Source organism: Massilia sp., assembly GCF_046293535.1.
In the GTDB taxonomy this organism is placed as follows: Bacteria; Pseudomonadota; Gammaproteobacteria; order Burkholderiales; family Burkholderiaceae_D; genus Telluria.
The window spans coordinates 24,336-47,336 of record NZ_JBKBOV010000037.1; the positions used below are offsets into that span (position 1 = coordinate 24,336).

Annotated in this window: 19 protein-coding genes and 1 pseudogene; 6 read left to right on the forward strand and 14 right to left on the reverse strand. The window is 65.9% G+C overall.

Annotated features, from left to right (window positions below):
- Positions 1 to 6: 6 nt before the first annotated feature.
- The 7 genes from ACK4S9_RS17650 to gshB all read right to left on the reverse strand — a co-directional run bounded on the left by ACK4S9_RS17650 (position 7) and on the right by gshB (position 6,349).
- Positions 7 to 912 (reverse strand): M48 family metallopeptidase, encoded by a 906-nt coding sequence (locus tag ACK4S9_RS17650; protein ID WP_409728299.1) that lies wholly within the window; start codon positions 910 to 912, stop codon positions 7 to 9.
- Between the two features lie 131 nt (positions 913 to 1,043).
- A complete protein-coding gene (gene metW, locus ACK4S9_RS17655) occupies positions 1,044 to 1,661 on the reverse strand; it encodes a methionine biosynthesis protein MetW (protein WP_409728301.1) in 618 nt (205 codons plus the stop codon).
- Complete coding sequence (locus ACK4S9_RS17660; protein WP_409728304.1) at positions 1,658 to 2,812, reverse strand: homoserine O-acetyltransferase; 1,155 nt, start codon at positions 2,810 to 2,812, stop codon at positions 1,658 to 1,660. The genes metW and ACK4S9_RS17660 overlap by 4 nt, the downstream gene beginning before the upstream one ends.
- A 22-nt stretch (positions 2,813 to 2,834) precedes the next feature.
- Positions 2,835 to 4,613, reverse strand: a complete 1,779-nt coding sequence (gene ptsP, locus ACK4S9_RS17665; protein ID WP_409728307.1) for a phosphoenolpyruvate--protein phosphotransferase — start codon at positions 4,611 to 4,613, stop codon at positions 2,835 to 2,837.
- A gap of 41 nt (positions 4,614 to 4,654) precedes the next feature.
- A complete protein-coding gene (locus ACK4S9_RS17670; protein ID WP_369092278.1) occupies positions 4,655 to 4,924 on the reverse strand; it encodes an HPr family phosphocarrier protein in 270 nt (89 codons plus the stop codon).
- Positions 4,925 to 4,977: 53 nt separating this feature from the next.
- Positions 4,978 to 5,385: a PTS sugar transporter subunit IIA gene (locus ACK4S9_RS17675; RefSeq protein WP_027865871.1), complete on the reverse strand. Its 408-nt coding sequence runs from the start codon at positions 5,383 to 5,385 to the stop codon at positions 4,978 to 4,980.
- A 1-nt stretch (position 5,386) separates the two neighbouring features.
- Positions 5,387 to 6,349: a glutathione synthase gene (gene gshB, locus ACK4S9_RS17680; RefSeq protein ID WP_409728311.1), complete on the reverse strand. Its 963-nt coding sequence runs from the start codon at positions 6,347 to 6,349 to the stop codon at positions 5,387 to 5,389.
- A 195-nt stretch (positions 6,350 to 6,544) separates the two neighbouring features.
- Here gshB and ACK4S9_RS17685 point away from each other — a divergent pair, with 195 nt between their 5' ends.
- Positions 6,545 to 7,258 (forward strand): class I SAM-dependent methyltransferase, encoded by a 714-nt coding sequence (locus ACK4S9_RS17685; protein ID WP_409728313.1) that lies wholly within the window; start codon positions 6,545 to 6,547, stop codon positions 7,256 to 7,258.
- Positions 7,259 to 7,489: 231 nt separating this feature from the next.
- Here the strand turns inward: ACK4S9_RS17685 and gshA are convergent, their stop codons facing one another.
- From gshA to ACK4S9_RS17705, 4 genes are all read right to left on the reverse strand, one after another.
- Positions 7,490 to 8,791 carry a glutamate--cysteine ligase gene (gene gshA, locus ACK4S9_RS17690; RefSeq protein ID WP_409728316.1) on the reverse strand — a complete coding sequence of 434 codons (1,302 nt, stop codon included), beginning with the start codon at positions 8,789 to 8,791 and terminating at the stop codon, positions 7,490 to 7,492.
- Positions 8,792 to 9,035: 244 nt separating this feature from the next.
- Positions 9,036 to 10,436, reverse strand: a complete 1,401-nt coding sequence (amt, locus tag ACK4S9_RS17695) for an ammonium transporter (protein ID WP_409728319.1) — start codon at positions 10,434 to 10,436, stop codon at positions 9,036 to 9,038.
- Between the two features lie 11 nt (positions 10,437 to 10,447).
- Positions 10,448 to 10,786: a P-II family nitrogen regulator gene (gene glnK / locus ACK4S9_RS17700; protein ID WP_277486675.1), complete on the reverse strand. Its 339-nt coding sequence runs from the start codon at positions 10,784 to 10,786 to the stop codon at positions 10,448 to 10,450.
- Between the two features lie 31 nt (positions 10,787 to 10,817).
- Entirely contained in the window at positions 10,818 to 11,552 is a 735-nt protein-coding gene (locus ACK4S9_RS17705) for a TorF family putative porin (RefSeq protein WP_409728322.1), read from the reverse strand.
- Positions 11,553 to 11,850: 298 nt separating this feature from the next.
- Here ACK4S9_RS17705 and ACK4S9_RS17710 point away from each other — a divergent pair.
- From ACK4S9_RS17710 to ACK4S9_RS17730, 5 genes and pseudogenes are all read left to right on the forward strand, one after another.
- A pseudogene (locus ACK4S9_RS17710) lies at positions 11,851 to 12,078 on the forward strand (accessory factor UbiK family protein); the annotation flags it as partial.
- A 136-nt stretch (positions 12,079 to 12,214) separates the two neighbouring features.
- Positions 12,215 to 14,680 carry an adenosylcobalamin-dependent ribonucleoside-diphosphate reductase gene (locus tag ACK4S9_RS17715; protein ID WP_409728325.1) on the forward strand — a complete coding sequence of 822 codons (2,466 nt, stop codon included), beginning with the start codon at positions 12,215 to 12,217 and terminating at the stop codon, positions 14,678 to 14,680.
- A 159-nt stretch (positions 14,681 to 14,839) separates the two neighbouring features.
- Positions 14,840 to 16,117 (forward strand): MFS transporter, encoded by a 1,278-nt coding sequence (locus ACK4S9_RS17720; RefSeq protein WP_409728328.1) that lies wholly within the window; start codon positions 14,840 to 14,842, stop codon positions 16,115 to 16,117.
- Entirely contained in the window at positions 16,114 to 17,754 is a 1,641-nt protein-coding gene (locus ACK4S9_RS17725; RefSeq protein ID WP_409728331.1) for a glycoside hydrolase family 43 protein, read from the forward strand. Before ACK4S9_RS17720 ends, ACK4S9_RS17725 begins: the two co-directional genes overlap by 4 nt.
- A gap of 36 nt (positions 17,755 to 17,790) precedes the next feature.
- Positions 17,791 to 18,171, forward strand: coding sequence for a SirB2 family protein (locus ACK4S9_RS17730; RefSeq protein ID WP_409728334.1), 381 nt, complete (start codon positions 17,791 to 17,793; stop codon positions 18,169 to 18,171).
- On the opposite strand, the gene ACK4S9_RS17735 is transcribed toward ACK4S9_RS17730, so the two are convergent.
- The 3 genes from ACK4S9_RS17735 to ACK4S9_RS17745 all read right to left on the reverse strand — a co-directional run bounded on the left by ACK4S9_RS17735 (position 18,161) and on the right by ACK4S9_RS17745 (position 22,998).
- Entirely contained in the window at positions 18,161 to 18,811 is a 651-nt protein-coding gene (locus tag ACK4S9_RS17735) for a hypothetical protein (RefSeq protein WP_409728337.1), read from the reverse strand. The two genes, ACK4S9_RS17730 and ACK4S9_RS17735, sit on opposite strands and share 11 nt — an antisense overlap.
- A 135-nt stretch (positions 18,812 to 18,946) precedes the next feature.
- Entirely contained in the window at positions 18,947 to 19,354 is a 408-nt protein-coding gene (locus ACK4S9_RS17740) for a GNAT family N-acetyltransferase (protein ID WP_409728340.1), read from the reverse strand.
- 62 nt (positions 19,355 to 19,416) lie between these two features.
- On the reverse strand, positions 19,417 to 22,998 hold the full coding sequence (locus ACK4S9_RS17745; RefSeq protein WP_409728344.1) for a M1 family aminopeptidase: 3,582 nt from the start codon (positions 22,996 to 22,998) through the stop codon (positions 19,417 to 19,419).
- Positions 22,999 to 23,001 lie beyond the last annotated feature (3 nt).

Consider the following 23,001-nt stretch of genomic DNA (forward strand, 5'->3'; position numbering starts at 1 on the left):
CGCTCGTCAACGCAGGGCCACATTGGTCTGGTAAGGCGGCAGCTTGTTGACGGTCGTGCCCTTGGCGCGCGCATACACCGGCAGCAGCACGTTCATGTGCCTTTCCATGTCCTTGATGCGGCTCTCCCCGCCTGGGTGGGTCGAGAGCAGCTCGATCGGGGCGCGCTGGCCCAGCGCCGCCATCTTGCGCCACAAGGCGATGCCGGCGCGCGGGTCGTAGCCGGCGCGCGAGGAGATGTCCAGGCCCACCAGGTCGGCCTCGCGCTCGTCGTCGCGCGAGAATTTCAGGCCGGCGAACTGGGCGCCATAGTTGGCGAGCGTGCCGGTAATGCCCGGATCGATGCCGAAGATGCCCGAGATCAGGGCGCCGCCGACGCGCGCGCCCATGTTGGTCAGGCCCTGCTTGGCCATCTTTTCGCGGCTGTGCTCGCGCAGCGCGTGGGCGATCTCGTGCCCCATCACGGCGGCCACTTCATCGTCGGTCAGCTTCAGCGAGGTCAGGATGCCGGTGAAGAAACCGATGCGGCCGCCCGGCATGCAGAAGGCGTTGACGTCCTTCGAATCGATCAGGTTGACCTGCCACTGCCACTGGGTCGCGTCCTGGTTCCAGCGCGCCGTATGCGGGATGATCCGCTTGGCGATGGCGCGCAGGCGCTGGACTTCCGGATGCGAGGCCGGCAGCAGCACGCCCTTCTGTTGCGCCTGGCTCATCATCTGCGCGTATTGCTGCGCTGCCGCTTCGTTGAGTTGTTCCGCCGGAACGAACTTGCTCAGGCGCGACAGTGGCCTGACTTCGATGCCGTCCTGGACTGTCGTGTTGCGTCCATCCTGCGCGAGGGCGGTGCCGACGCCGGCCGTGCCGAATGCGGCGATCAAGGAGAGGCCGGCAGCCAAATGTTTAAGTTTTGTCATTTCGTCACCGATAGGCCGTTCTTAGCAGCACTATCTCCAAAGAAAGTAACCGGTTGAGACCGCAATAGCGCCGATCATCGCGGAAAGCGGTCCGCTCGACTAGCCGCCACCGCACATAAGCGCACGCGAAATCAGTCCACGACGCCCGATTTCTTGCGTAGTCGAAACACCGCCAGGCTGCCGCGCAGATTGGGCAGGAAGCGCACCGGCTTGCCTTCGGCCAGGGCCACGAACTCCAGCACTTCCAGCCCGCACTTCTCGGCCAGGTCCTTGAAATCGTGGATGGTGGCGTAGCGCACGTTGGGCGTGTCGAACCACTGGTACGGCAAGGTACGCGAGACCGGCATGCGGCCCTTGACCAGCGCCACGCGGTGCGGCCAGTAGGCGAAGTTCGGGAAGGACACGATGGCTTCCTGGCCGACCCGCACGATGTCGCGCAGGCGCGCCTCGACGTGCTGCATCATCTGCAGCGAGGACAGGCACAGCACCACGTCAAAAGCATTGTCGCGGAACAGGTCGAGGCCCTGCTCCATGTCGTGCTGGATCACGCTGATGCCGCGCTGGGTGCTCTCGAGCACCTTGTCGTCGGCGATCTCGACGCCGTAGCCGCTGCAGCCCTTGCTCAGTTCCAGGTAGCGCAGCATGGCGCCGTCGCCGCAGCCGACGTCCAGCACATGGGCGCGCTCGCGCACCCAGTCGGCGATGAAGGCCAGGTCGGGCCGCAGGACGTTCAGGTCATTGAGCTTCATGCGGCCTCCTTGCCGGCCAGTTCGAGCGCGATGCGGTCGTAGTAGGCGCGCACCACCCCCATGTAGCGCGCATCTTCCAGCAGGAAGGCGTCGTGGCCGTGCGGCGCGTCGATCTCGGCATAGGTCACCTTGCGCCGGTTCGACAGCAGCGCCTCCACGATCTCGCGGCTGCGCTCGGGCGAGAAGCGCCAGTCGGTGGTGAAGGAAGCGACCAGGAACTGGGCTTTGGTTCCCGCCAGCGTCTTGGCCAGGTCGCCGCCGTGGGCGCGCGCCGGGTCGAAGTAGTCGAGCGCCTTGGTGATGAGCAGGTAGGTGTTGGCGTCGAAGTATTCCGAGAATTTGTCGCCCTGGTAGCGCAGGTAGGACTCGATCTCGAAGTCGATGCCGAAATCGAATTTGTAGTCGTTGGTCTCGGCCGCGTTGCGCAGCTTGCGGCCGAACTTCTCCGCCATGTCGTCGTTCGACAGGTAGGTGATGTGGCCGACCATGCGCGCCACCTTCAGGCCGTTCTTCGGCACCACGCCGTGTTCGTAGAAGTCGCCGCCGTGGTAGTCCGGGTCGGTGAGGATGGCCTGGCGCGCCACGTCGTTGAAGGCGATGTTCTGGGCCGACAGCTTGGGCGTGGAGGCGATCACGATGCAGTGGCGCAGGCGCTCGGGGAACATGATGCTCCACGACAGGGCCTGCATGCCGCCCAGCGAGCCGCCCATCACGGCGGCAAACTGCTCGATGCCGAGGCGGTCGGCCAGGCGCGCCTGCGCCGCCACCCAGTCTTCCACCGTCAGCAGCGGGAAGGCCGCGCCGTAGGGCTTGCCGGTGGCCGGATTGGCGTGCATCGGCCCGGTCGAACCGAAGCAGGAGCCGAGGTTGTTCACGCCGATGACGAAGAAGCGATCGGTGTCGACCGGCTTGCCCGGCCCGACCATGTTGTCCCACCAGCCCTGGCTCTTGGGCTTGTCGGCATAGGTGCCCGCCACGTGGTGCGAGGCGTTCAGCGCGTGGCAGATCAGGACCGCGTTCGACTTGTCGGCGTTCAGGGTGCCATAGGTTTCATACATCAGCGTGTAGTCGCCGATGCTGGCGCCGCTTTGCAGGCGCAGCGGCTCGGCGAAGTGCATCGCCTGTGGTGTAACGTTTCCGATCGATCCCATGGAAGCTGTGAAGGTGTTTCTGTCAGAGTGTTTGCAACTGCTCGACCGCGCTGGCGATCTCGTTCGGCTCGATCGAACGCAGGATGCGGCGCGTGCGCGTGGTGATCGCCGAGAGGTCGCTGTTGAGGATTTCCTGCTTCACCGACAGCAGCTGCGCCGGGTGCATCGAGAATTCGCGCAGGCCCATGCCCAGCAGCAGACGGGTGAGCTTGGTGTCGCCGGCCATCTCGCCGCACACGGCGACGTCCAGGCCGGCCTTCTGGCCGGTGGCGATGGTCTGGGCAATCAGGTTCAGGACCGCCGGGTGCAGCGGATTGTACAGGTGCGCCACTTCGTAGTCGACGCGGTCGATCGCCAGCAGGTACTGGATCAGGTCGTTGGTGCCGATCGACAGGAAGTGCATGCGCTTGACGAACATCGGCAGCGCCAGCGCGGCGGCGGGGATCTCGATCATGGCGCCCACTTCCACCCCCGGATCGTACTTGACGTTCTCTTCGCGCAGCTGGGCCTTGGCCTGCTCGATCATGGAGAGCGTCTGGTCGATCTCGAAGGCGTGCGCCAGCATCGGGATCAGGATCCGCACCTTCCCGTAGCATGAGGCGCGCAGGATCGCGCGCAGCTGGGTCAGGAACAGCTGGGGCTCGGCCAGGCAGTAGCGGATAGCGCGCAGGCCCAGCGCAGGGTTGAGCGCCGTGTGCTCGGTCGGGTCGAGCGGCTTGTCGGCGCCGACGTCGAGGGTGCGGATGGTCACCGGGCGGCCCTTCATGGCCACCACCGCCTTGCGGTACTGCTCGAACTGCTCGTCCTCGCTCGGGATCTTCAGCCCGTGCCCGAGCCCATGGCTGCGGCCCATGAACAGGAACTCGGAGCGGAACAGGCCGACGCCCGCCGCCCCGGCTTCCAGCGCCGCCGGGCAGTCGTCCGGCAGCTCGATGTTGGCCAACAGCGTGACCGGGGTGCCGTCCTTGGTCACCGCCGGGGTCTTCTTGAGCTTGCGCAGGCGCTTGCGCGCCTTGATCAGGGCGGCCTGGCGCGCCCGGTACTGTTCCAGCACCAGCTGGCTCGGGTTGCAGATCACCACGCCGGCGTCGCCGTCGACGATCACCCAGTCGTCCTGCTCGACCAGGCGCGAGGCCTGGCTCATGCCGACCACCGCCGGGATGTCGAGCGAGCGCGCGACGATCGCGGTGTGCGAGTTCTGGCCGCCGACATCGGTGACGAAGCCGATGAAGGAGCGGGTCGCGCCGTCGCGGTCGCGGAAGGCCAGCATGTCGGCCGGCGAGATGTCGTGGGCCACCACGATCATCTGCGGAGGCACATGGTCCTCCCCTGCCAGCGGCGGCGGGATCTCGAGAGCGGTGCCCATCAGGACCTTCAGCACCCGCTCGGCCACCTGCTGGATATCGTGCTTGCGCTCGCGCAGGTACTCGTCCTCGATCTCGTCGAACTGGGCCGAGAGCTCGTCGTTCTGGGTCACCAGCGCCCACTCGGCGTTGTAGTGGCGGGTGCGAATGATGTCGAGCGGCGCCTCCGAGATCATCGGATCGGACAGGATCAGCGCGTGCACGTCGATGAAGGCGCCCAGTTCGGTGGGGGCGTCCTTGGGCAGTTCGGTCCACAGGGCCTGCAGGCCGCGGTGCACTTCGGCGATGGCGTGCTGCAGGCGCTGGACCTCGGCCTCGACCTGTTCTTCCGGGACCAGGTAATGCTTGACGTCGAGCGCGGCCGGCGTGAGCAGGTGCGCGCGGCCGATCGAGATGCCGCGCGAGACCGGAATGCCATGGAGCGTGAACGATGCCATCGAGGATCCCGTGTGGCGGGGAGCTGCCGCTTCGCGCGGCATTACTCGCCTTCGCCGAATTTGTCGTTGATCAGGCCCGACAGCGCGGCGATGCAGGCTTCCTCGTCAGGACCGTCGGCTTCGAGCAGCACCTTGGCGCCCTTGCCGGCGGCGAGCATCATGACGCCCATGATCGACTTGGCATTGATACGGCGGCCGTTACGGGTGAGCCAGACGTCGCTCTTGAACTTGGCGGCCAGTTGGGTGAATTTGGCGGAGGCGCGGGCATGCAGGCCCAGCTTGTTGATGATCTCTAATTCCTGTTGAATCATGTTCTCGTTATGTGCCCGTGGCCAGAATATCGTGATATGTCGTGAAGTTGTGTTCAGCTCGATCCGACGCGGATCCGGTTGTCGACCCGCACGGCGCCGTTCTGGGCGCCGGCCAGGGCCATTTCCACCACCACGTCGAGGGTGTCGCGGCGATAGGTGATCGCTCGCAGCAGCATCGGCAGGCTGATGCCGGCGATGACTTCCACGTGGCCGGCGTCGGCCAGCGAGTTGCAGCAGTTGGACGGGGTGCCGCCCTTGATGTCGGTGATGACCAGCACGCCGTCGCCCTCGTCCAGGCGCGCGATCGCCTCCTTGGCGAGGCAGTTCACCTCGTGCAGGTCCTGGTCGGCGGTCACGTCGATCGCCTCGAAGCGCTCGGTAGGGCCACGGAATACGTGGGCCACCGCGGAGATGAATGCCTGGCCCAGCGGAGCGTGGGTCATCAGCAGGATGCCAACCATGTCAGTGTTTCTCGAAGGTGCTGCCAGTAAGCCTCTGTTCGACCGCATCGATGAACATCGCGGCCACGTCGAATCCGGTCTGGTCGGCGATCTCCTGGAAGCAGGTCGGGCTGGTGACGTTCACTTCGGTCAGGAAATCGCCGATCACATCCAATCCTACCAGCAATAAGCCGCGTGCCGCCAGTTCCGGGCCGATGGCTTCGGCGATCTCGCGCTCGCGCGCGGTGATCGGCTGCGCCACGCCCAGGCCGCCCGCGGCCAGGTTGCCGCGCACTTCATTCCCTTGCGGGATGCGGGCCAGCGTGAAGGGCACCGGCTTGCCGTCGATGACCAGCACCCGCTTGTCGCCCTGCTTGATGGCCGGGATGAATTTCTGGGCCATGATCGTGTGCTTGCCGTTGGCGGTCAGCGACTCGATCACCGAACCCAGGTTCATGCCGTCGTCCTTGACCCGGAAGATGCCGGCGCCGCCCATGCCGTCGAGCGGCTTGAAGATCACGTCGCCGTGCTTCTCGTGGAAGGCGCGCAGGCGCGCCGGGTTCGAGCTCACCAGGGTCGGCGAGGTGTACTGGCTGAATTGGCCGATGGTGAGCTTCTCGTTGTGGTCGCGGATCGCGCCCGGGCGGTTGAACACGCGCGCGCCCTGGCGCTCGGCCAGCTCGAGCAGGTAGGTGCCGTACACGTACTCCATGTCGAAGGGCGGATCCTTGCGTTCGATGACGGCATCGAACGCCGGCAGCTGCACGCTTTCGGGGCGCTCGGCGCGGTACCATTCGTCGGCCTCGCCGGTGAGGTGGATGCGCGTGACGACCGCCGTCACCACGCCCTCTTCCAGCACCATGTCGCGCTGCTCGAAGGCGTAGATGGCATGGCCGCGCCGGGCGGCTTCGCGCATCATCGCGAAAGTCGAATCCTTGTAGATCTTGAACGTGGAGAGCGGGTCGGCGAGGAAGGCGATTTTCATGGGGCATCCATTGCGGGCAATGCCTCGATTTTAGCCGGAAACGCGAAACCTCGCGGACGGGCCCTGCTTTGGCAGGCCCCATCTCGCACCAGTGCGGTGCATAGTCCAAATTCCGGCTTGCAACTTGTGCATCCTCAGCCGAGCAATATGAGGCAGCTCAAGTCATACCGCAATGGCCTGCGCCACCATGGGCAAATGGATGCGCACACAGACAAACAGGCTGAACAGGACCGCATCAAGGCCGTGTACCGGCGCTGGCATGGCGGCGCGGCGCTCGATCGCTACGCCTGGCACCGGCCGGAAATCGTTCAGCAGGTGGCCGCGCGCTCGCGCGTATTCGCCGCCCTCCTCACCGACACGGTTGGCGGCGACTTGTCCCGCCTGCGCGTGCTCGACGTCGGCTGCGGCAGCGGCGGTTTCCTGCGCCAGCTGATCGACTGGGGCGCCGATCCCGCCCGGCTCACCGGCATCGAAGTCCAGCCGGACCGGCTCGAGCGGGCACGCCACGTCACCGCCGGCGGCGTCCAGTGGCGTCTCGGCACGCTCGACACGATGGGCTTGCGCGACTTCGACCTGGTCTCGGCGCAGACCGTGTTTTCCTCGATCCTCGACCCGGCGCAGCGGCGCGAACTGGCGGACCAGATGTGGCGCGCACTGCGGCCGGGCGGCTGGTGCCTCGTGTTCGACTTCCGCTATGACAATCCGCGCAACCGCGACGTACGCAAGGTGACGCGGGCCGAGCTCGACAGCTTCTGGCCCGCGGCCAGCAGCCGCTTTCGCAGCCTGATGCTGGCGCCGCCGATCCACCGCGTCCTGGCGCGCGGGCCCTGGATGCTGCCCGACCTGCTGGCGGCCGTGCTCCCGCCGCTGCGCTCGCACTTCATCTACATGGTGCAGAAAGGCGAATGAGCTTCATGCCGGTCGGCGATGGCTGTCGTAGGGGTGATCTGGTCCAGTGGACCAGATCACGCGCTACCCGACGCCCTGCTCAGCCCGCAGCTTCAATGCCGCACACGCGTTCAAGCAGCTTTCGAACAGCCGTCCACCCTGATCATGGGAGAGTTGAACGCGCGGGCGGCAGATACGCCATTGGCTGAGCGTATCGACCGGTAGAGCCGCCCACCCTACGATTTTTGCTGCTCAGTAGACTTCCGGGTTCGGGTCGGTGCGCTCCAGCTCGAGCGAGGCCGCCAGCAAGCCCAGGCGTGCCACCACGCCGTACACGTAGAAGCGGTTGGGCGCCGCCGTGCCCGGCTTGGCCTTGGGGTCCGGCACCGCATGCTGCTGGGCAAAAGCCAGCGGCACGTACTGCGAGCCCGGCGCGTTCAGGTTCTGGTCGATGCCGCGCTCGGCGTGCACGCGGTAGAAGCCGCCTACCACGTAGCGGTCGATCATGTACACCACCGGCTCGGCCACCGCATCGTTGATGGTTTCGAAGGTCGGCACGCCTTCCTGTACGATCATGTCGGTGACGGCCACGCCGTCCTTGATGACGGTCATCTTGTTGCGCTGGGCGCGGCTCAGGTCGCGCACCTCGCTGGCGTCCTTCACCGTCATGACGCCCATGCCATAGGTGCCGGCGTCGGGCTTGACGATCACGAAGGGCTTCTGCTCCTTCATGCCGTATTCCTTGTACTTCTTCTTGATCTTCGAAAGCAGGGCCGAAACGGCATCGGCCAACTGCTCGGTGCCCACGTCCTGCTGCAGGTCGACCTCGCCGACCTTGCTGTGCAGCGGGTTGACCAGCCAGGGATCGATCTCGATCAGCTTGCCGAACTTCTTGGCCACTTCGTCGAAGGCCTTGAAATGGTTGCTCTTGCGGCGCAGCGCCCAGCCGGCGTGCAGCGGCGGCAGCAGTGACTGCTCGTGGATGTTCTCCAGGATCGAGGGGATACCGGCCGACAGGTCGTTGTTCAGCAGGATGGTGCAGGGATCGAAATCGGCCAGGCCGACGCGGCGGCCGTTGGGCGAGCGCACCAGCGGCTCCACCACCAGCATGTTTCCGTCCGGCAGCGCCAGCGGGGTCGGCTGGGTGACGTCCGGCGACAGCGAGCCGAGGCGCACGTGCAGGCCGGTCTGGCGGAAGATCTGCATCAGGCGCGCCACGTTCTGCAGGTACATCGGATTGCGCGTATGGACCTCGGGGATCATCAAGAGGTTACGTGCATCTGGGCAATATTTATCGATCGCTGCCATGGCGGCTTGCACCGTGAGCGGCAGCATCTCGGTCGACAGGTTGTTGAAGCCGCCCGGGAACAGGTTGGTGTCGACCGGCGCCAGCTTGTAGCCCGCATTGCGCAGGTCCACCGAACAATAGAACGGCGGCGTGTGCTCCTGCCACTCGAGGCGGAACCAGCGCTCGATGGCGGGCGTGGCTTCGAGAATCTTCTTTTCCAGGTCCAGGAGGGGACCGGTCAGGGCGGTGGCGAGGTGCGGAACCATGGTGTGGACGTCCTAGTAGTGGCTTGGAGCGCTTAACAAAACCTTCGGGGCAAGGCGCACCGTCGAAGACAGTACACTTGTACGGCAAGACGGTGCAACGCAGCCTTGGAGGTTTTGTTAGGCGCTTTTGTTCGAATTATATCGGTAGCCTCAGATATGGACGAATATCCTTGTTTAAAGTCCGCATACTTGCCATAAACGCAAAAAGGCGCCCAAGCGGGCGCCTTCCCGGGAAACGACGCGCTTACAGGTGGTAAGCCGACTCCCCATGGCTGGTGATGTCCAGCCCCTCGCGCTCGGCGTCGGCCGGCACCCGCAGGCCCACCAGCACGTCGACCAGCTTGAAGGCGACGAAGGCCACCAGCGCCGACCACACGATGGTGACGCCGACCGCCTCGGCCTGCACCAAGAGCTGCCCGGCGATCGAGTAGTCCAGCGAAGCCTTGTTGGCGACATAGTCCCAGACGCCCTGCCCGCCCAGCTGCGGCGCCGCGAACACGCCGGTCAGCAGCGCGCCCAGGATGCCGCCCACGCCGTGCACGCCGAACACGTCGAGAGAGTCATCGGCGCCCAGCAGGCGTTTCAGGCCGGTCACGCCCCACAGGCAGACCACGCCGGCCAGCAGGCCCATCACCAGGGCGCCCATCGGGCCGACGAAGCCGGCGCCCGGGGTGATCGCCACCAGGCCCGAGACCGCGCCGGATACCGCGCCCAGCAGCGAAGGCTTGCGCTTGAAGGCCCACTCGCCGAACATCCAGGACACGGCCGCCGCGGCGGTCGCCAGCAGGGTGTTGATGAAGGCCAGCGCGGCCACGTCGCCCGCTTCCAGCGCCGAGCCGGCGTTGAAGCCGAACCAGCCCACCCACAGCAGCGAGGCGCCGATCATGGTCATGGTCAGCGAGTGCGGAGCCATCGATTCGCGTCCCAGGCCGATGCGCTTGCCGATCACGTAGGCGCCGACCAGGCCGGCCACCGCCGCGTTGATGTGCACCACCGTGCCGCCGGCGAAGTCGAGCGCGCCGTGCTGCCACAGGAAGCCCGCATTCTCGGTGACGGTCGCCAGCGAGGCTGCATCGGTGATCGCGTCCGGACCGGCCCAGAACCAGACCATGTGGGCCACCGGCAGGTAGCCGAACGTGAACCAGATCACCATGAACAGCAGCACCGCCGAAAAGCGCACGCGCTCGGCGAAGGCGCCGACGATCAGGCCGCAGGTGATGGCGGCGAAGGTGCCCTGGAAGGCCACGAAGATGAACTCGGGGATCATGGTTTCCTTGCTGAAGGTGGCGGCCTGGCTGAAGCTGCCGGCCGCGGCGTCGTAGATACCGTTCAGGAAGACCCGGTCGAAGCCGCCGATGAAGGCATTGCCCTGGGTGAAGGCCAACGAGTAGCCGTACAGGCACCACAGGACGATGATCAGCGAGAACACCATGAACACCTGCATCAGCACCGACAGCATGTTCTTGGCGCGCACCAGGCCGCCGTAGAACAGCGCCAGGCCCGGGATCGACATCATGATCACCAGCAGCGTGGCGACAAACATCCAGGCGGTGTCGCCCTTGTTGACGGTGGGCGCGGCGAGCGCCGGCAGCGCCACGCCGGCACATGCGAGGCCGGCGAAGACTTTGGTGAAGATATGCTTCATGCGGTTTCCCCTTAGAGTGCGTCGTTGCCGGTCTCGCCGGTACGGATACGGATGACCTGCTCCAACTCGGCCACGAAGATCTTGCCGTCACCGATCTTGCCGGTGCGGGCGGCGCCCGAGATGGCGTCGATCACCTGCTCGAGCACGGCGTCGTCCACCGCCGCCTCGATCTTGATCTTCGGGAGGAAGTCGACCACGTACTCGGCGCCGCGATACAGCTCGGTATGGCCTTTCTGGCGGCCGAAGCCCTTCACTTCGGTTACGGTCATGCCCTGTACGTTGATCTCCGACAGCGCTTCGCGGACTTCGTCCAGCTTGAAGGGCTTGATAATGGCGGTAATCATTTTCATGGTGATACCTCAGTCTCGTTCAAAATGTGTTTCAGAAAGTCTTGGACACGGTCAGCACGGCCGAGGACTTGCCCAGGTTCTCGCCTTGCGGGCTGCGGTAGGCCTTGGTATTGCCCTTGACCCAGGCCAGCGACACGGTGGCCAGGCCGAAGTCCTTGCTCAAGCCCACCTTGTAGTCGGTGTACGAATAGATGCTGTTGTTGTTCACTTCCTGGCGCCCGGCATGCAGGTTGAGGATGACGCCGTCGTGGACGTCGATGTCGGCGCCCAGGTCCAGGTAGCCGCTGTGCTTGCTGTTGGCGGTGCCGAACAGGTTGGTGGTCGAGTGCGAATACTTGACGTAGGCCGGACCGAATCCCAGGCGCGCATACAGTTCGAAGGTGTTGGCGCGCGGTTGCAAATCGTTCGACGGATACCAGTAGTACAGGCCGCCGACGTCGTAGCTCACGTTCTCGCTGAGCTGGCCGCGCTTGCCGCCGTAGACGTCCCATTCGATGTCGCCGTCGCCGCCGAGGTCCTTGGTCCATTTGATGGTGGACAGCCAGGTGCCCACGTACAGGCCGGTCGGGCCGTGCACGTAGTCGACGCCGCCCTGCAGCGCCGGATCCAACCGGGTTTGCGACAGGCCGCGGTAACGGTAGTCGCTGGTGATGGCGGCGTTGTAGCTGATCTGATGTTCAGGTGCAGCTTCTTGCGCAAACGCAGGAACACTCGACAAGGCCAGCACGGCCCAGGTGGCGGTTGCTGCGATAGTGTTGCACTTCATGACATTCCCCTTATTTTCAACGGCTGCGTTCGACGGCTGAACCGTGACGCGGGCCGTTGCGGTTTACAATCTGGATTGCACCACGCCTGACAACTCTTTAGCAGGATGCGTGCCAGCTCAAAAAACCCATCGAAACGGCGCCGGAATGCTGCTGGAGTGCTTGTTTTCTCAGCCATCCGCCCCATTTGCGATTCGAATAACCGGGGAAACCCCAGCGCCAGGCATGTGCCGTGGCGCGGCGCACCAAAAGCGGAGTGCAGCGCACTGTCGTGGTGCAGTGCGATCCGACTGAAAGGAAATGGACATGAACAGCTTCTTCAATGACATCCAGGGCAAGATCAACCAGGCGCTGGAGAGCACGCCGGCCAAGGACATCGAGAAAAACGTCAAGGCAATGATGACCCAGGGCTTCTCGAAGCTCGACCTCGTCACCCGCGAAGAGTTCGACATCCAGGCCCAGGTGCTGGCCAAGACCCGCGCCAAGCTCGAAGCGCTCGAGCTGCGCGTGGTGGAACTGGAAGCGCGCCTGGCCGCCCAGGGCGGCGCCGTCGGCACGGCGGCTTCCTCCACGCCGGCCGCGCCGGCTGCCGGCGACGCCCTCCCCGGCGCCACCGATCCGTCCGCGCCGCACGTCATCCTCGACAAGCCTTGATTCCCGCGCCATGAATGCGGTCGACCGGCCGGCAGGCGCTGCGATGGCGCCGCAGGAGGTCTCGCTGGACGTCCTGCGCGAAAAATACGCCAAGGGCGAAGAGACCAGCATCCTGGACGTGCGCCGGCGCGTGGCGCGCGCGCTGGCGGCGCTCGAGCCGGAGGAATGGCGCGCCGATTTCGAGGCGCGCTTCCTGTGGGCCCAGGAACAGGGCTTCGTTCCGGCCGGCCGCATCAACTCGGCCGCCGGCCTGGGACTGCAGGCCACCCTCATCAACTGCTTCGTCCAGCCGGTGGGCGACTCCATCTCCGGCAGCGAGGACGGCCTGCCCGGCATCTACACCGCCCTGTCCGAAGCGGCGGAAACCATGCGCCGCGGCGGCGGTGTCGGCTACGACTTCAGCGCGATCCGCCCGCTGGGCAGCAAGGTGCGCGGCACCCGCTCGCGCGCCTCGGGCCCGGTCTCGTACATGGAAGTGTTCGACGCATCCTGCCGCACGGTGGAGTCGGCCGGCGCCCGGCGCGGCGCCCAGATGGGCGTGCTGCGCATCGACCATCCCGACATCGAACGCTTCATCGCCGCCAAGGACGAAGGTGGGCTCACCAACTTCAACATTTCGGTCGGCGTGACCGACGAATTCATGCGCGCGCTGGAAGGCGACGAGCTGTTCGAGCTGGTGCACCGCGCCGAGCCGGGCGATGAAGATGCGGCCCAGGCCTACCGCCGCGAGGATGGCCTCTGGGTCTATCGCCAGGTCCGCGCCCGTGCGCTATGGGACAAGATCGTCGCCTCGACCTACGACCACGCCGAGCCGGGCGTGCTGTTCGTCGACCGCATGAATGACGAGAACAATCTCTGGTACGCGGAAGAGCTGCGCGCCACCAATCCCTGCGGCGAGCAGCCCCTGCCCGCCTACGGCTGCTGCGACCTCGGTTCGGTCAACCTCACGGTCTTCGTGGACGATCCCTTCGGCGCCAATCCGTCCTTCGATTTCGAGCGCATGTGCGAAGTGGCCTCGGTGGGCGTGCGCATGCTCGACCTGGTGCTGGACGCGACCGAGTGGCCGCTGCCGCAGCAGGCCGCCGAATCACAAGCCAAGCGCCGCATCGGCCTCGGTTTCCTGGGATTGGGCAGCGCCCTGGTCATGCTGGGCCTGCGCTACGATTCCGACGAAGGCCGCGCCATGGCGGCGCGCATCGCCGAGACGCTGCGCGACGCGGCGTACGCGACCTCGGTCGCGCTGGCGCGCGAAAAAGGGCCCTTCCCGCTGTTCGACGCGGAGCAGTACCTGGACGGCCAGTTCGTGGAACGCCTGCCCGACTGGCTGCGCGACGCGATCCGCAACTACGGAATCCGCAATTCGCACCTGCTGTCGATCGCGCCGACCGGCACCATCTCGCTGGCCTTCGCCGACAACGCCTCGAACGGCATCGAGCCGCCCTACTCCTGGACCTACCAGCGCAAGAAACGCATGCCGGACGGCTCGATGCGCAGCTACGAGGTGGAAGACCATGCCTGGCGCCTGTACCGCCAGATGGGGCACGACATGTCGTCGCTGCCGCCGCAATTCGTGACGGCGCTCGAGATGCGCGCGCTCGACCACCTGCGCATGGTGCAGGCGGTCCAGCCTTTCGTCGACACCGCGATCTCGAAGACCGTCAACGTGCCCGAAGACTATCCCTTCGAGGACTTCCGCGACCTGTACAGCCAGGCCTGGCATGCGGGCCTGAAGGGGCTGGCGACCTACCGGCCGAACACGGTGCTGGGCAGCGTGCTGTCGGCGGCGCCGCAAGCGCCGCAGGCCGCCCCGCCCGACGACGACCCGCTGCAGAAGCGCTTCGAGCGGCGCCCGCTGGGCGAGCTGGAATCGGTGACCTCGAAGATCGAATACGCGACCCAGGAAGGCCGCAAGACCGCCTACCTCACCGTCAGCTTCATCCGCGCCGACGGCGTGCACGAAGGCCGCAAGGTGACGGTCGAGCGCCCCTTCGAATTCTTCATGCCCTCGAACCAGCGTACCGGCGGCCAGCAATGGATCACGGCCTCGATGCGCCTGCTGTCGATGGTGGCGCGCGCCGGCGGGCCGATCGCGCGGGCGCTGGCCGACATGCGCGACGTGGTCTGGGAGAAGGGCCCGGTGCGCTGCGGCCACTTGACCCGCGAGGACGGCACCCAGGTGCCGGTTTACCACGACTCGGAAGTGGCTGCGATCGCCTTCATGCTGCAGCGCGTGCTGATCCGGCGCGGCTTCCTGGATGCCTGGGGCAACCAGGTGCCGGTGCCGGAGCTGGCGCGCCGCTTCGCCGAACGCGGCGAGGGCGCGGCGCGCGATGCCGAACCGCAGCCGCCGACCAGCTCGGGCGCCCTGCCCACGTTCAGCGGCGCCAGGTGCCCGGAATGCGGCGCGCGGGCGCTGCGCAAGGTCGATGGTTGCACCCGCTGCGACGAGTGCCACTACGTGGGGGAATGCGGCTGAGGGCCTTGCGACCTCGCTCCTGTCCAGCAGGAGATCGCCACCTTGCCATGCGAAGCACATGGGATCCATTCCGAGCGACGGCTGGCCAGAAAGATTGCGCTAACATTTCTCTAGAATAGTGTGATATGGTTGGCAACCCAATAAAATGGTTGCGCAAACATGTTCACTCGGAAGATCAAGGGGCTGCGCTGGTGGATGATCGGCCTGGTCATGCTGGGGGCGGTCATCAACTACCTCACCCGCAGTTCGCTGGCCGTGGCCGCGCCCACGGTGCTGAAGGAACTGGACATCAGCACCGCCGAATACTCGTACATCACGGCGGCCTTCCAGGGCGCGATCATGCTGCAGCCCTTGTGCGGCTATGTGCTTGACGTGATCGGCCTGAAGTTCGGCTATGCGATGTTCGCGGTGGCCTGGTCGATCATCTGCATGCTGCACGGTTTCGCCACCAACTGGCAGACGCTGGCGGTGCTGCGCGGCCTGCTGGGACTGGCGGAAGGTTCGGCCAACCCGGCCGGGATGAAGGCGGTGTCGGAATGGTTCCCGGCCAAGGAGCGCGGCATGGCGGGCGGCATCTACAACATCGGCGCCTCGTTCGGCTCGATGCTGGCGCCGCCGCTGGTGGTGTGGGCCATCCTGCACTACAACTGGCAGTCCGCCTTCGTGATCACCGGCGCGCTCGGCCTGGTGTGGGTGGCGATCTGGCTGCTGCTCTACGATGCCCCGGCGCGCCACCGCCGCCTGTCAAAAGCCGAGGCAGAGCACATCGCCGCGGGCCAGGAGCGACACCTGGAGGGCGACGGCAAGCGCCCTTCCATGTCCAGCATCCTCAAGCAGCGCAACTTCTGGGGCATCGCGCTGCCGCGCTTTCTCGCCGATCCGGCCTGGGGCACGCTGGCCTTCTGGGTGCCCCTGTACCTGACCACGGTGCGCGGCTTCGACCTGAAGCAGATCGCCATGTTCGCCTGGCTGCCCTTCCTTGCGGCCGACCTGGGCTGCCTGTTCGGCCCCACCGTGGTGCTGTGGCTGCAAAAGCGCGGCGTACGCCTGATCAACGCGCGGCGCGGCGCCTTCACGCTGGGCGCGATCATGATGATGGGGGTGGCGTTCGTCGGTTTCGTGGACGACGCCTATGCCGCGATCGCCCTGCTCAGCCTCGCGGGCTTCGCGCACCAGACCCTGTCGGTCACGGTGATCACCATGTCCTCCGACCTGTTCCGCCGCAACGAAGTGGCCACCGTCGCCGGCATGTGCGGCACCTTCGGCAACCTGGGCCTCCTGATCTTCTCGCTCCTGATCGGCGGCCTGATGAGCAGCGTGGGCTACACGCCCTTCTTCGTCAGCCTGGCGGTGCTGGACCTGGTCGCCGCCGTGCTCCTGTGGACCATCGTGCGCGAACCAAGCCACGTCGACCTTCCCGTCAAGGAAACAGCATGATCCAGAACCCGATCCTGCCCGGCTTCAACCCCGACCCGTCGATCGTGCGCGTGGGCGAGGATTTCTACGTCGCCACCTCCACCTTCGAGTGGTATCCGGGCGTGCAGATCCACCATTCGCGCGACCTGGCCAACTGGCGGCTGGCAAGCCGTCCATTGAACCGCGCCAGCCAGTTGAACATGCTCGGCGCGCCCGACTCCTGCGGCGTGTGGGCGCCCTGCCTCACCTATGCCGACGGCCTGTTCTGGCTGATCTACACCGACGTCAAGCGCTACGGCCGCACCTCCACCGGCGGCGCGACCGGCAGCGCCTCCTTGCGCGACTTCCACAACTATCTCGTGACCAGCCCGAGCATCGACGGTCCCTGGTCGGATCCGGTGTACCTGAACAGCAGCGGCTTCGACCCCTCGCTGTTCCACGACGACGACGGCCGCAAGTACCTGCTCAACCAGCTGTGGGACCACCGGCCCGGCGGCAATCGCTTCGCCGGCATCGTGCTGCAGGAGTATTCGGTGGCGGAGCGTAAGCTGGTCGGACAGCGCGAGAATATATTCAAAGGCACGGCGCACGGCCTGACCGAGGCGCCGCACCTGTACCAGCGCAGTGGCTACTACTACCTGCTCACCGCGGAAGGCGGCACCGGCTGGAACCATGGCGTGACGATGGCGCGCTCGCGCAGCTTGCGCGGGCCCTACGAGCTGCACCCGGACGTGAGCATCCTCAGCTCGCGCAACCGGCCGGACGCGCCGCTGCAGCGCGCGGGCCATGCGGACCTGGTCGACACGCCGGATGGCGAGACCTGGATGGTCTACCTGTGCGGCCGTCCGCTGCGCAACCGCGGCACCTGCACGCTGGGGCGCGAGACGGCGATCCAGCCGATGGTCTGGGGCGAGGACGGCTGGCTGCGCACCCGCGACGGCCGCGGCACGCCCGAACTGCGGATGGAGGCGCCGCCACTCCCGGAGCACCGCTTCCCTATCGACCCCGTACGCGAAGACTTCGACGGCCCGCGGCTGCCGCTCGCCTTCCAGTGGCTGCGCACCCCGTGGCCTGATGAGATTTTCAGCCTGGACGCCCGCCCGGGCCACCTGCGCCTGTTCGGGCGCGAGTCGATCGGCAGCCAGTTCCGCCAGGCCCTGGTGGTGCGGCGGCAGACGGCGCATTGCTACAGCGCCGGCACGGTGGTGGATTTCGAACCGCAGCACTACCAGCAAGCGGCGGGCCTGGTGTGCTACTACGGCGCGGCCAAGTTCCATTACCTGTACCTGAGCCACGACGAGGACCTGGGCAGGCACCTGCGCGTGATGAGCAGCCTGCCGAACCACATGCAGTCCGATGCCTTCAGCGCGCCGATTCCCGTGCCGGCAGGCCGGCCGGTGGCGCTGCGCGTGGAGGTCGACGAGGAGCGGCTGCTGTTCGGCTACCGCCTGCCGGGGGAAGAATGGCGATGGCTGCCGCAGCAGTTCGATGCCAGCATCCTGTCGGACGAGGCATCGGCGCCGGGACAGCCGAATTTCACCGGGGCCTTCGTCGGCATGGCCTGCCAGGACATGGCCGGAACAGGCCTGCATGCCGATTTCGATTATTTCGATTATCGCGAACGTCCGTTCGCGGCCGACCCGCGCGCGGCTACCTGAGGCATACTGGGCGGGTTGCCAACTCCTGAACCCGCCATGCCTTACATCGCACTCAAGCACCTGCACGTCACTTTCGTGGCCCTGAGCGGCCTGCTGTTCCTGGTCCGCGGCATCTGGATGCTGCGCGATTCGCCGCGCCTGCAGCAGCGCTGGGCCAGGATCGTCCCGCACGTGGTCGACACCCTGCTGCTCGCCAGCGCCATCGGCCTGGCGGTGGTGAGCCATCAGTATCCGGGCCAGATGCCGTGGCTGACGGCCAAGGTGGTGGGCCTGGTGGCCTACGTCGTGCTCGGCACCATTGCGCTCAAGCGCGGCCGGACCCAGAGCGTGCGTACGGCGGCCTTCGTGAGCGCGCTGGCCTGCTTCGCCTACATCGTGGCGGTGGCGGTGACGAAGAATCCGCTGGTCATCGTCTGACGCGGGCGCCGTAGTCTCTCCAAATGAGCACTGCGATCGCCAGCATGCCCAGCACGGATGGCAGCAGTTGCGACCAGGGCTGGCCGATCCTGACCAGGTTGCCCGCCGCTGCCGACAGCATCCCGAACAGCGAGGCCACCAGCTTGTAGATATGCTCGTAGCGCCACAGCGATGCGTGCCAGTGCCGGGGAAAGCACCAGCGCGCGCTATCGTAGGCCAGCAGCAGGGCAAGTCCGCCGAGCGACGCGTGGACGACCACCGGCGCCGCGTCCGCCCTGGCGCCGCTCGACAGCAGGGACGGCAGCAGGACGGCGGTCCAGGCCACGGCGCAGGCGGCCAGCAGGACGTCGATCCGGTCAGGGCCTTCCGCCCTGGTGTAGACGACGTGCCAGCCGCTCAGCAGCTGATAGGTCACCAGCACGGTGAGCACGGCAAAGAGTGGCGTGAAGCGGAAGAACAGGTTGCCGATCGCACCGCTGGCACACACGACCAGGGTCAGTGCGACGAACAGGCGTCCGCGCCGGCGATGGAGCAGTGTGCCCTTGGAGCTCGCCAGGATGGCCGCGCCAAGGCCGATCGCGGCGATGCCGGCAGCGATGTGCGCGGCAAGATTCGACAGGTGCGGCAGCGAGATGTCCATGCTTGGCCCGAATGGAAAGAAACAAGGCCAAGATACGCGCAACCCCGCACAGCTTGTGCAGTCATGTCGCCAGTTGCAGGTTTTCGTCAACGAATTGCGGTTCCCGGTCACGCACGGGTAGCGACACAGCGATGCTCAATGCTCGCTGCCCGCGTAGATCCACATCGGTTCGGTCTTGCCGGCCCGTTCGAAACCCAGCGCCTTGTAGAAGTCGATCGCCGCCCCGTCGGCGGTCAGCATCATCTGGTGGAAACCGGCATACCTGACCAGCAGGGCTTCCATCATCAGGCGCCCGACGCCCTTCCCCTGCTGGGCGGGATGCACCAGCATGTGAGGAAAGTAGACGACCAGGTGGCCGTCGGAAATCGCGTTGCCGAGTCCGACCAGTTCGCCCTTGACGCGCGCGGTTACCAGCGCATGCGAGTTGCGTAGCGCGGCCATCAGCTGCGCCGGCTTCTCCGCCGACGACCAGCCGTTGGCGCGGTACAGCCGGATCACCTCGTCCTGTTCAAGCTGGTCGCCGAATGACACTGCAATGTCCATGCTGTCCTTATTCTGGTTACCAGAGAAAAGGGCTGCGCGCCCAGCGCGCGTCAGCCCTGCCTTCAGTCGACGCTGACCGCCTTGCGGTTGTCGCGCGACACACGGTCGATCATCTTGTTGTAGGGATCGACCCCGACCTCGAAGGGCCTCTCCTTGACCGTGACGGTCACCACCGGCTTGTCGCCCTTGAGCATGCGCTTTTCCAGCAGCAGCACGCGCTCGTCCTGCTCCTTGGCGCCGGCGGCGCGGGCGAACACGCCGATCTCCACCGGCTCGTCGTAGGCGCGCGGCGTTTCCTTGCCGCGACCGTCGGCTTCCATCTTCGCCAGGTGCAGCTGCATGGTCACGTCCCACTGGCCGTCGGCGCGCTTGACCGCCTTCGCATCGAGGATGCGGTTATCGTAGAAGACGATCTTCTCGAACAGGTCGGCGATCAAGGCATGCTTGTCCGCCGGCGCCTCGGCGCGGATATAGTCGAGCAGCTCGCTTGAAGTCGTGAACGGCGACTCCTGGTAGCCCTTGTCCTGCAAGAAGCGCTTCAGCGCGCGGTTCAGCGCCGCCTCGCCGATCTCGTCGCGCAGGCGGTAGAACACCAGGCTGCCCTTGCGGTAATGGATGTAATCCTGGTTCTCCACCTTGTACAAGGGCAGCTCCTCGATCCGTTCGCTGCCGCGCGAGCTGAGGTAACGGTCGAGCTCATAGCGCAGGAAGCGGCGCATCTGGTGGCGTCCGTACTCCTTTTCCATCACCATCAGCGCCGAGTACTGCGACAGCGACTCGATCAGCATGCTCGCGCCCTGCACGTTGGCGGCAGTGACCTGGTGGCCCCACCACTGGTGCGCCATTTCGTGCGCCGTCACGTAGAACACATAGTCGATGGCTTCCTTGTCGCGCAGGTCGGCGATGAAGCCGATCGACTCCGAGAACGGGATGGTGTTGGCGAACGACTGGGCGAAGGTCTGGTAGTTGGGGAACTCCAGGATGCGCACCTGCTTGTGCTGGTAGGGCGTAAACTGGGCGGTGAAGTAGTCCAGCGACTTCCGGGTGGCCATGATCATCCGGTCCACGTTGTACGCATGCTTGCGGTCGTGGTAGACCTCGATCGGGATGCCATTCCAGTCGCCCTTCTTCACCTGCCAGTCGGCCGAGAGATAGGCGAAGAAAGGCATCATCTTCTGGTCCATCTTGTACTGGTAGTAGTTGCGGCCGTTTTCCTTCCACGACTTCTGCAGGTAGCCCGGCGCCAGCGCGATCTGGTCGCCGCTGGTCGAGACCGTGGTCTCGAAACTGATCCAGTCCGCCTCCGGTCCGAACATCGAATGCTGGCGCGCCGCGGTGTTTTCCAGCTTGGCCATGCGCTCGGGTTCGCCGAGGCCGCGCTTGCGGCGCTCGTTGCGGTCCTGCAGCTCGGCGCCTGGCTGGTAGCCCAGCTGCGGGAAGAAGGCGCGGTTGTTGAAGAAGGTCCCGTTCAGGTTGATCACATCGTCGTCGCCACCGTTCGTGAAGCCGGGACGGCGCACGTCGACGGTGAATTCCAGCGGCAGGCGCGCGCCGGGCGGCAATGGCTGCGCCAGCTTCAGGATGCTGAAGCCGGACTCCTTGTCGTTCACCACTACCTGGTGGGCCGGCAACTCGCCCCAGGTAGTCACGACGTCGGGGTTGACCTGCAACGGCAGGGAGTCGACCGGCTTGCCGGTCTTGTTCTCCAACACGTAGCTGCCCCGGATCATGACGCGGCGCTGTTCCGGGTAGATGTCCACGGCGGCGCGTACGTCGGTCACCTTGGCGTGCGGCAGGTCCTTGTACTGGCGATAGGCTTTCTCGTACCGGGCCTGCTTGTCCATCCGGACGTCGCCTGCCTCGTACTTGGCCAGGGTATTGGTGTTGTGGAAGATCCATCCGCCCAGCGCGCAGACCCCAAGGATGCACGTTGCCAGCGCCACGCCGGCCCCGCCCTTCAGGCGCCGCCCCGCTTCGCGCACGCGCTCGCGCCATGCGAAGGACAGGCCGCGCACCCAGAAAGCCTGGGCCACGATCAGCAGCGCGACGGTGAACAGGCTCCAGTACGCGGCGAACCAGGCCCACCCTTCGATGAAGTGGCCGAAGCCGTTCATGTCGGAGTACGGGGTGCGCGGCAGGCCAGCGAAGTCGTACAGGTTATGCTCGAAGTGCAGGACGTTGGCCACGAGCTGGAACACGATCAGCAGGATCACCAGCAGGTAGCCGATGAACTTGTTGTTCGACACGACCTGCAGCACCACCGCAAACAGTCCCAGCAGGACGAAGGGAAGCCCGCCGATCAGCATGCCCTTCAGGTAGACCATCGGCTCGACCGGCGCGCCGCCCTTGACCAGCTGGATGACGATCGCGGCCAGCACACCGGTGAGCAGGAAGGCCAGGACCACACCCACCAGGGCCAGGCTCTTGGCCGCCAGCGGCGCCCAGTTCGGCATCGGCATGGCGTCGTTCACGTCGGCGATCCTGGCCTGGCGTTCCTTGAAGATCAATTCGCCCGCGTAGAAGGTGACGATGATGAGCAGCATGAAGGTGAAACTGCCGTTGAGCAGCTCGACCATCAGGTGGGTCCTCGGATACACGGTGGTGCCGAAGATCTCGCCCATCTGGCTCGCCGCGCCCACCAGGTTGAGCACGCTGAACAGCAGCATGACCAGGAAGGGCACGCTCCTGAACACGGCGGCCGCGTCAAAAGCGAGGATGTGCCAGCACTGGATCCAGCGCGTGGAGGCCCCGAAACGCGGCTCGATGCGCGGCAGCTTCACATGTGCCGGCGCCTGCGTGGCCTGGGGCAGCGCCTTGGCCTTGCCGAACAGGCGCTTGCCGGTGCCGGCGCGCTGCGGCTTGAAGAGCAGGAGCGTCAGGCCGAACAGCACCAGCGCGACCGCGCTCCACAGCAGCCGGTTGGCCAGCACGTAAGCGTCGATGCCGGGCAGGCCCGCGTTGCGCTCCGCGGCGGAGAAGTAGCGCGTGGCGCGCGCCAGCGCCCTGCCGCCGAACGGATCGGACAGGACGGCGACCCACTCGTTGTTGATGTCCGACGTGAAGTTGCCGGCAACGATATACAGGACGATAAAGGCCAGCACGCCCACATACACCAGCATGATCGAGCGCGTGGTCGCGGCCAGCAGCATCAAGAGGGCGCCGATCAGGAGCAGGTTCGGCAGCACCAGCACGGCCAGTCCCCACAGGTAGGCGTGGCCCGGGAAGGGGCCGACACGCTGCGCATCGACCCAGGGCATCAAAGGGCCGAGCATCATGCCCACGATGATGCCGGCGAAGATGACCAGGCAGGCCAGCAGGCCGGCGGCGAAGCGGCCGACCAGGTAGTCGCGCTTTTTCATGGGTGTCGCGAACAGCATATCGGAGATGCCGACCTCGCTGTCGCGCAGCACCGAGCCCGAGATGAAGATGGTGACGACGAACATCGACATCAGGCTGAAGACGCCGAGCATCTGCGCGACCACGACCGGCGCGTTGCGGTTGACGTTGCCGATGGCGCCGCCGACCTGGATCGCGTCGGTGGTGGAGGCGCCGAAGGCCAGCGCGCCGAAGATCAGCGCGCATACCCAGAGCAGCGGCTGGCGCAACTGGGTCGCCAGTTCGAACTTGAAGAATTCCCTCAACATGGC

What these genes read in the sequence shown, in the direction of transcription:
- ACK4S9_RS17650 (WP_409728299.1), bottom strand. Translation starts at nt 912, where the DNA reads ATGACAAAACTTAAACATTTGGCTGCCGGCCTCTCCTTGATCGCCGCA.
- metW (WP_409728301.1), bottom strand. Translation starts at nt 1,661, where the DNA reads ATGAAGCTCAATGACCTGAACGTCCTGCGGCCCGACCTGGCCTTCATC.
- ACK4S9_RS17660 (WP_409728304.1), bottom strand. Translation starts at nt 2,812, where the DNA reads ATGGGATCGATCGGAAACGTTACACCACAGGCGATGCACTTCGCCGAG.
- ptsP (WP_409728307.1), bottom strand. Translation starts at nt 4,613, where the DNA reads ATGGCATCGTTCACGCTCCATGGCATTCCGGTCTCGCGCGGCATCTCG.
- ACK4S9_RS17670 (WP_369092278.1), bottom strand. Translation starts at nt 4,924, where the DNA reads ATGATTCAACAGGAATTAGAGATCATCAACAAGCTGGGCCTGCATGCC.
- ACK4S9_RS17675 (WP_027865871.1), bottom strand. Translation starts at nt 5,385, where the DNA reads ATGGTTGGCATCCTGCTGATGACCCACGCTCCGCTGGGCCAGGCATTC.
- gshB (WP_409728311.1), bottom strand. Translation starts at nt 6,349, where the DNA reads ATGAAAATCGCCTTCCTCGCCGACCCGCTCTCCACGTTCAAGATCTAC.
- ACK4S9_RS17685 (WP_409728313.1), top strand. Translation starts at nt 6,545, where the DNA reads ATGGATGCGCACACAGACAAACAGGCTGAACAGGACCGCATCAAGGCC.
- gshA (WP_409728316.1), bottom strand. Translation starts at nt 8,791, where the DNA reads ATGGTTCCGCACCTCGCCACCGCCCTGACCGGTCCCCTCCTGGACCTG.
- amt (WP_409728319.1), bottom strand. Translation starts at nt 10,436, where the DNA reads ATGAAGCATATCTTCACCAAAGTCTTCGCCGGCCTCGCATGTGCCGGC.
- glnK (WP_277486675.1), bottom strand. Translation starts at nt 10,786, where the DNA reads ATGAAAATGATTACCGCCATTATCAAGCCCTTCAAGCTGGACGAAGTC.
- ACK4S9_RS17705 (WP_409728322.1), bottom strand. Translation starts at nt 11,552, where the DNA reads ATGAAGTGCAACACTATCGCAGCAACCGCCACCTGGGCCGTGCTGGCC.
- ACK4S9_RS17715 (WP_409728325.1), top strand. Translation starts at nt 12,215, where the DNA reads ATGAATGCGGTCGACCGGCCGGCAGGCGCTGCGATGGCGCCGCAGGAG.
- ACK4S9_RS17720 (WP_409728328.1), top strand. Translation starts at nt 14,840, where the DNA reads ATGTTCACTCGGAAGATCAAGGGGCTGCGCTGGTGGATGATCGGCCTG.
- ACK4S9_RS17725 (WP_409728331.1), top strand. Translation starts at nt 16,114, where the DNA reads ATGATCCAGAACCCGATCCTGCCCGGCTTCAACCCCGACCCGTCGATC.
- ACK4S9_RS17730 (WP_409728334.1), top strand. Translation starts at nt 17,791, where the DNA reads ATGCCTTACATCGCACTCAAGCACCTGCACGTCACTTTCGTGGCCCTG.
- ACK4S9_RS17735 (WP_409728337.1), bottom strand. Translation starts at nt 18,811, where the DNA reads ATGGACATCTCGCTGCCGCACCTGTCGAATCTTGCCGCGCACATCGCT.
- ACK4S9_RS17740 (WP_409728340.1), bottom strand. Translation starts at nt 19,354, where the DNA reads ATGGACATTGCAGTGTCATTCGGCGACCAGCTTGAACAGGACGAGGTG.
- ACK4S9_RS17745 (WP_409728344.1), bottom strand. Translation starts at nt 22,998, where the DNA reads ATGTTGAGGGAATTCTTCAAGTTCGAACTGGCGACCCAGTTGCGCCAG.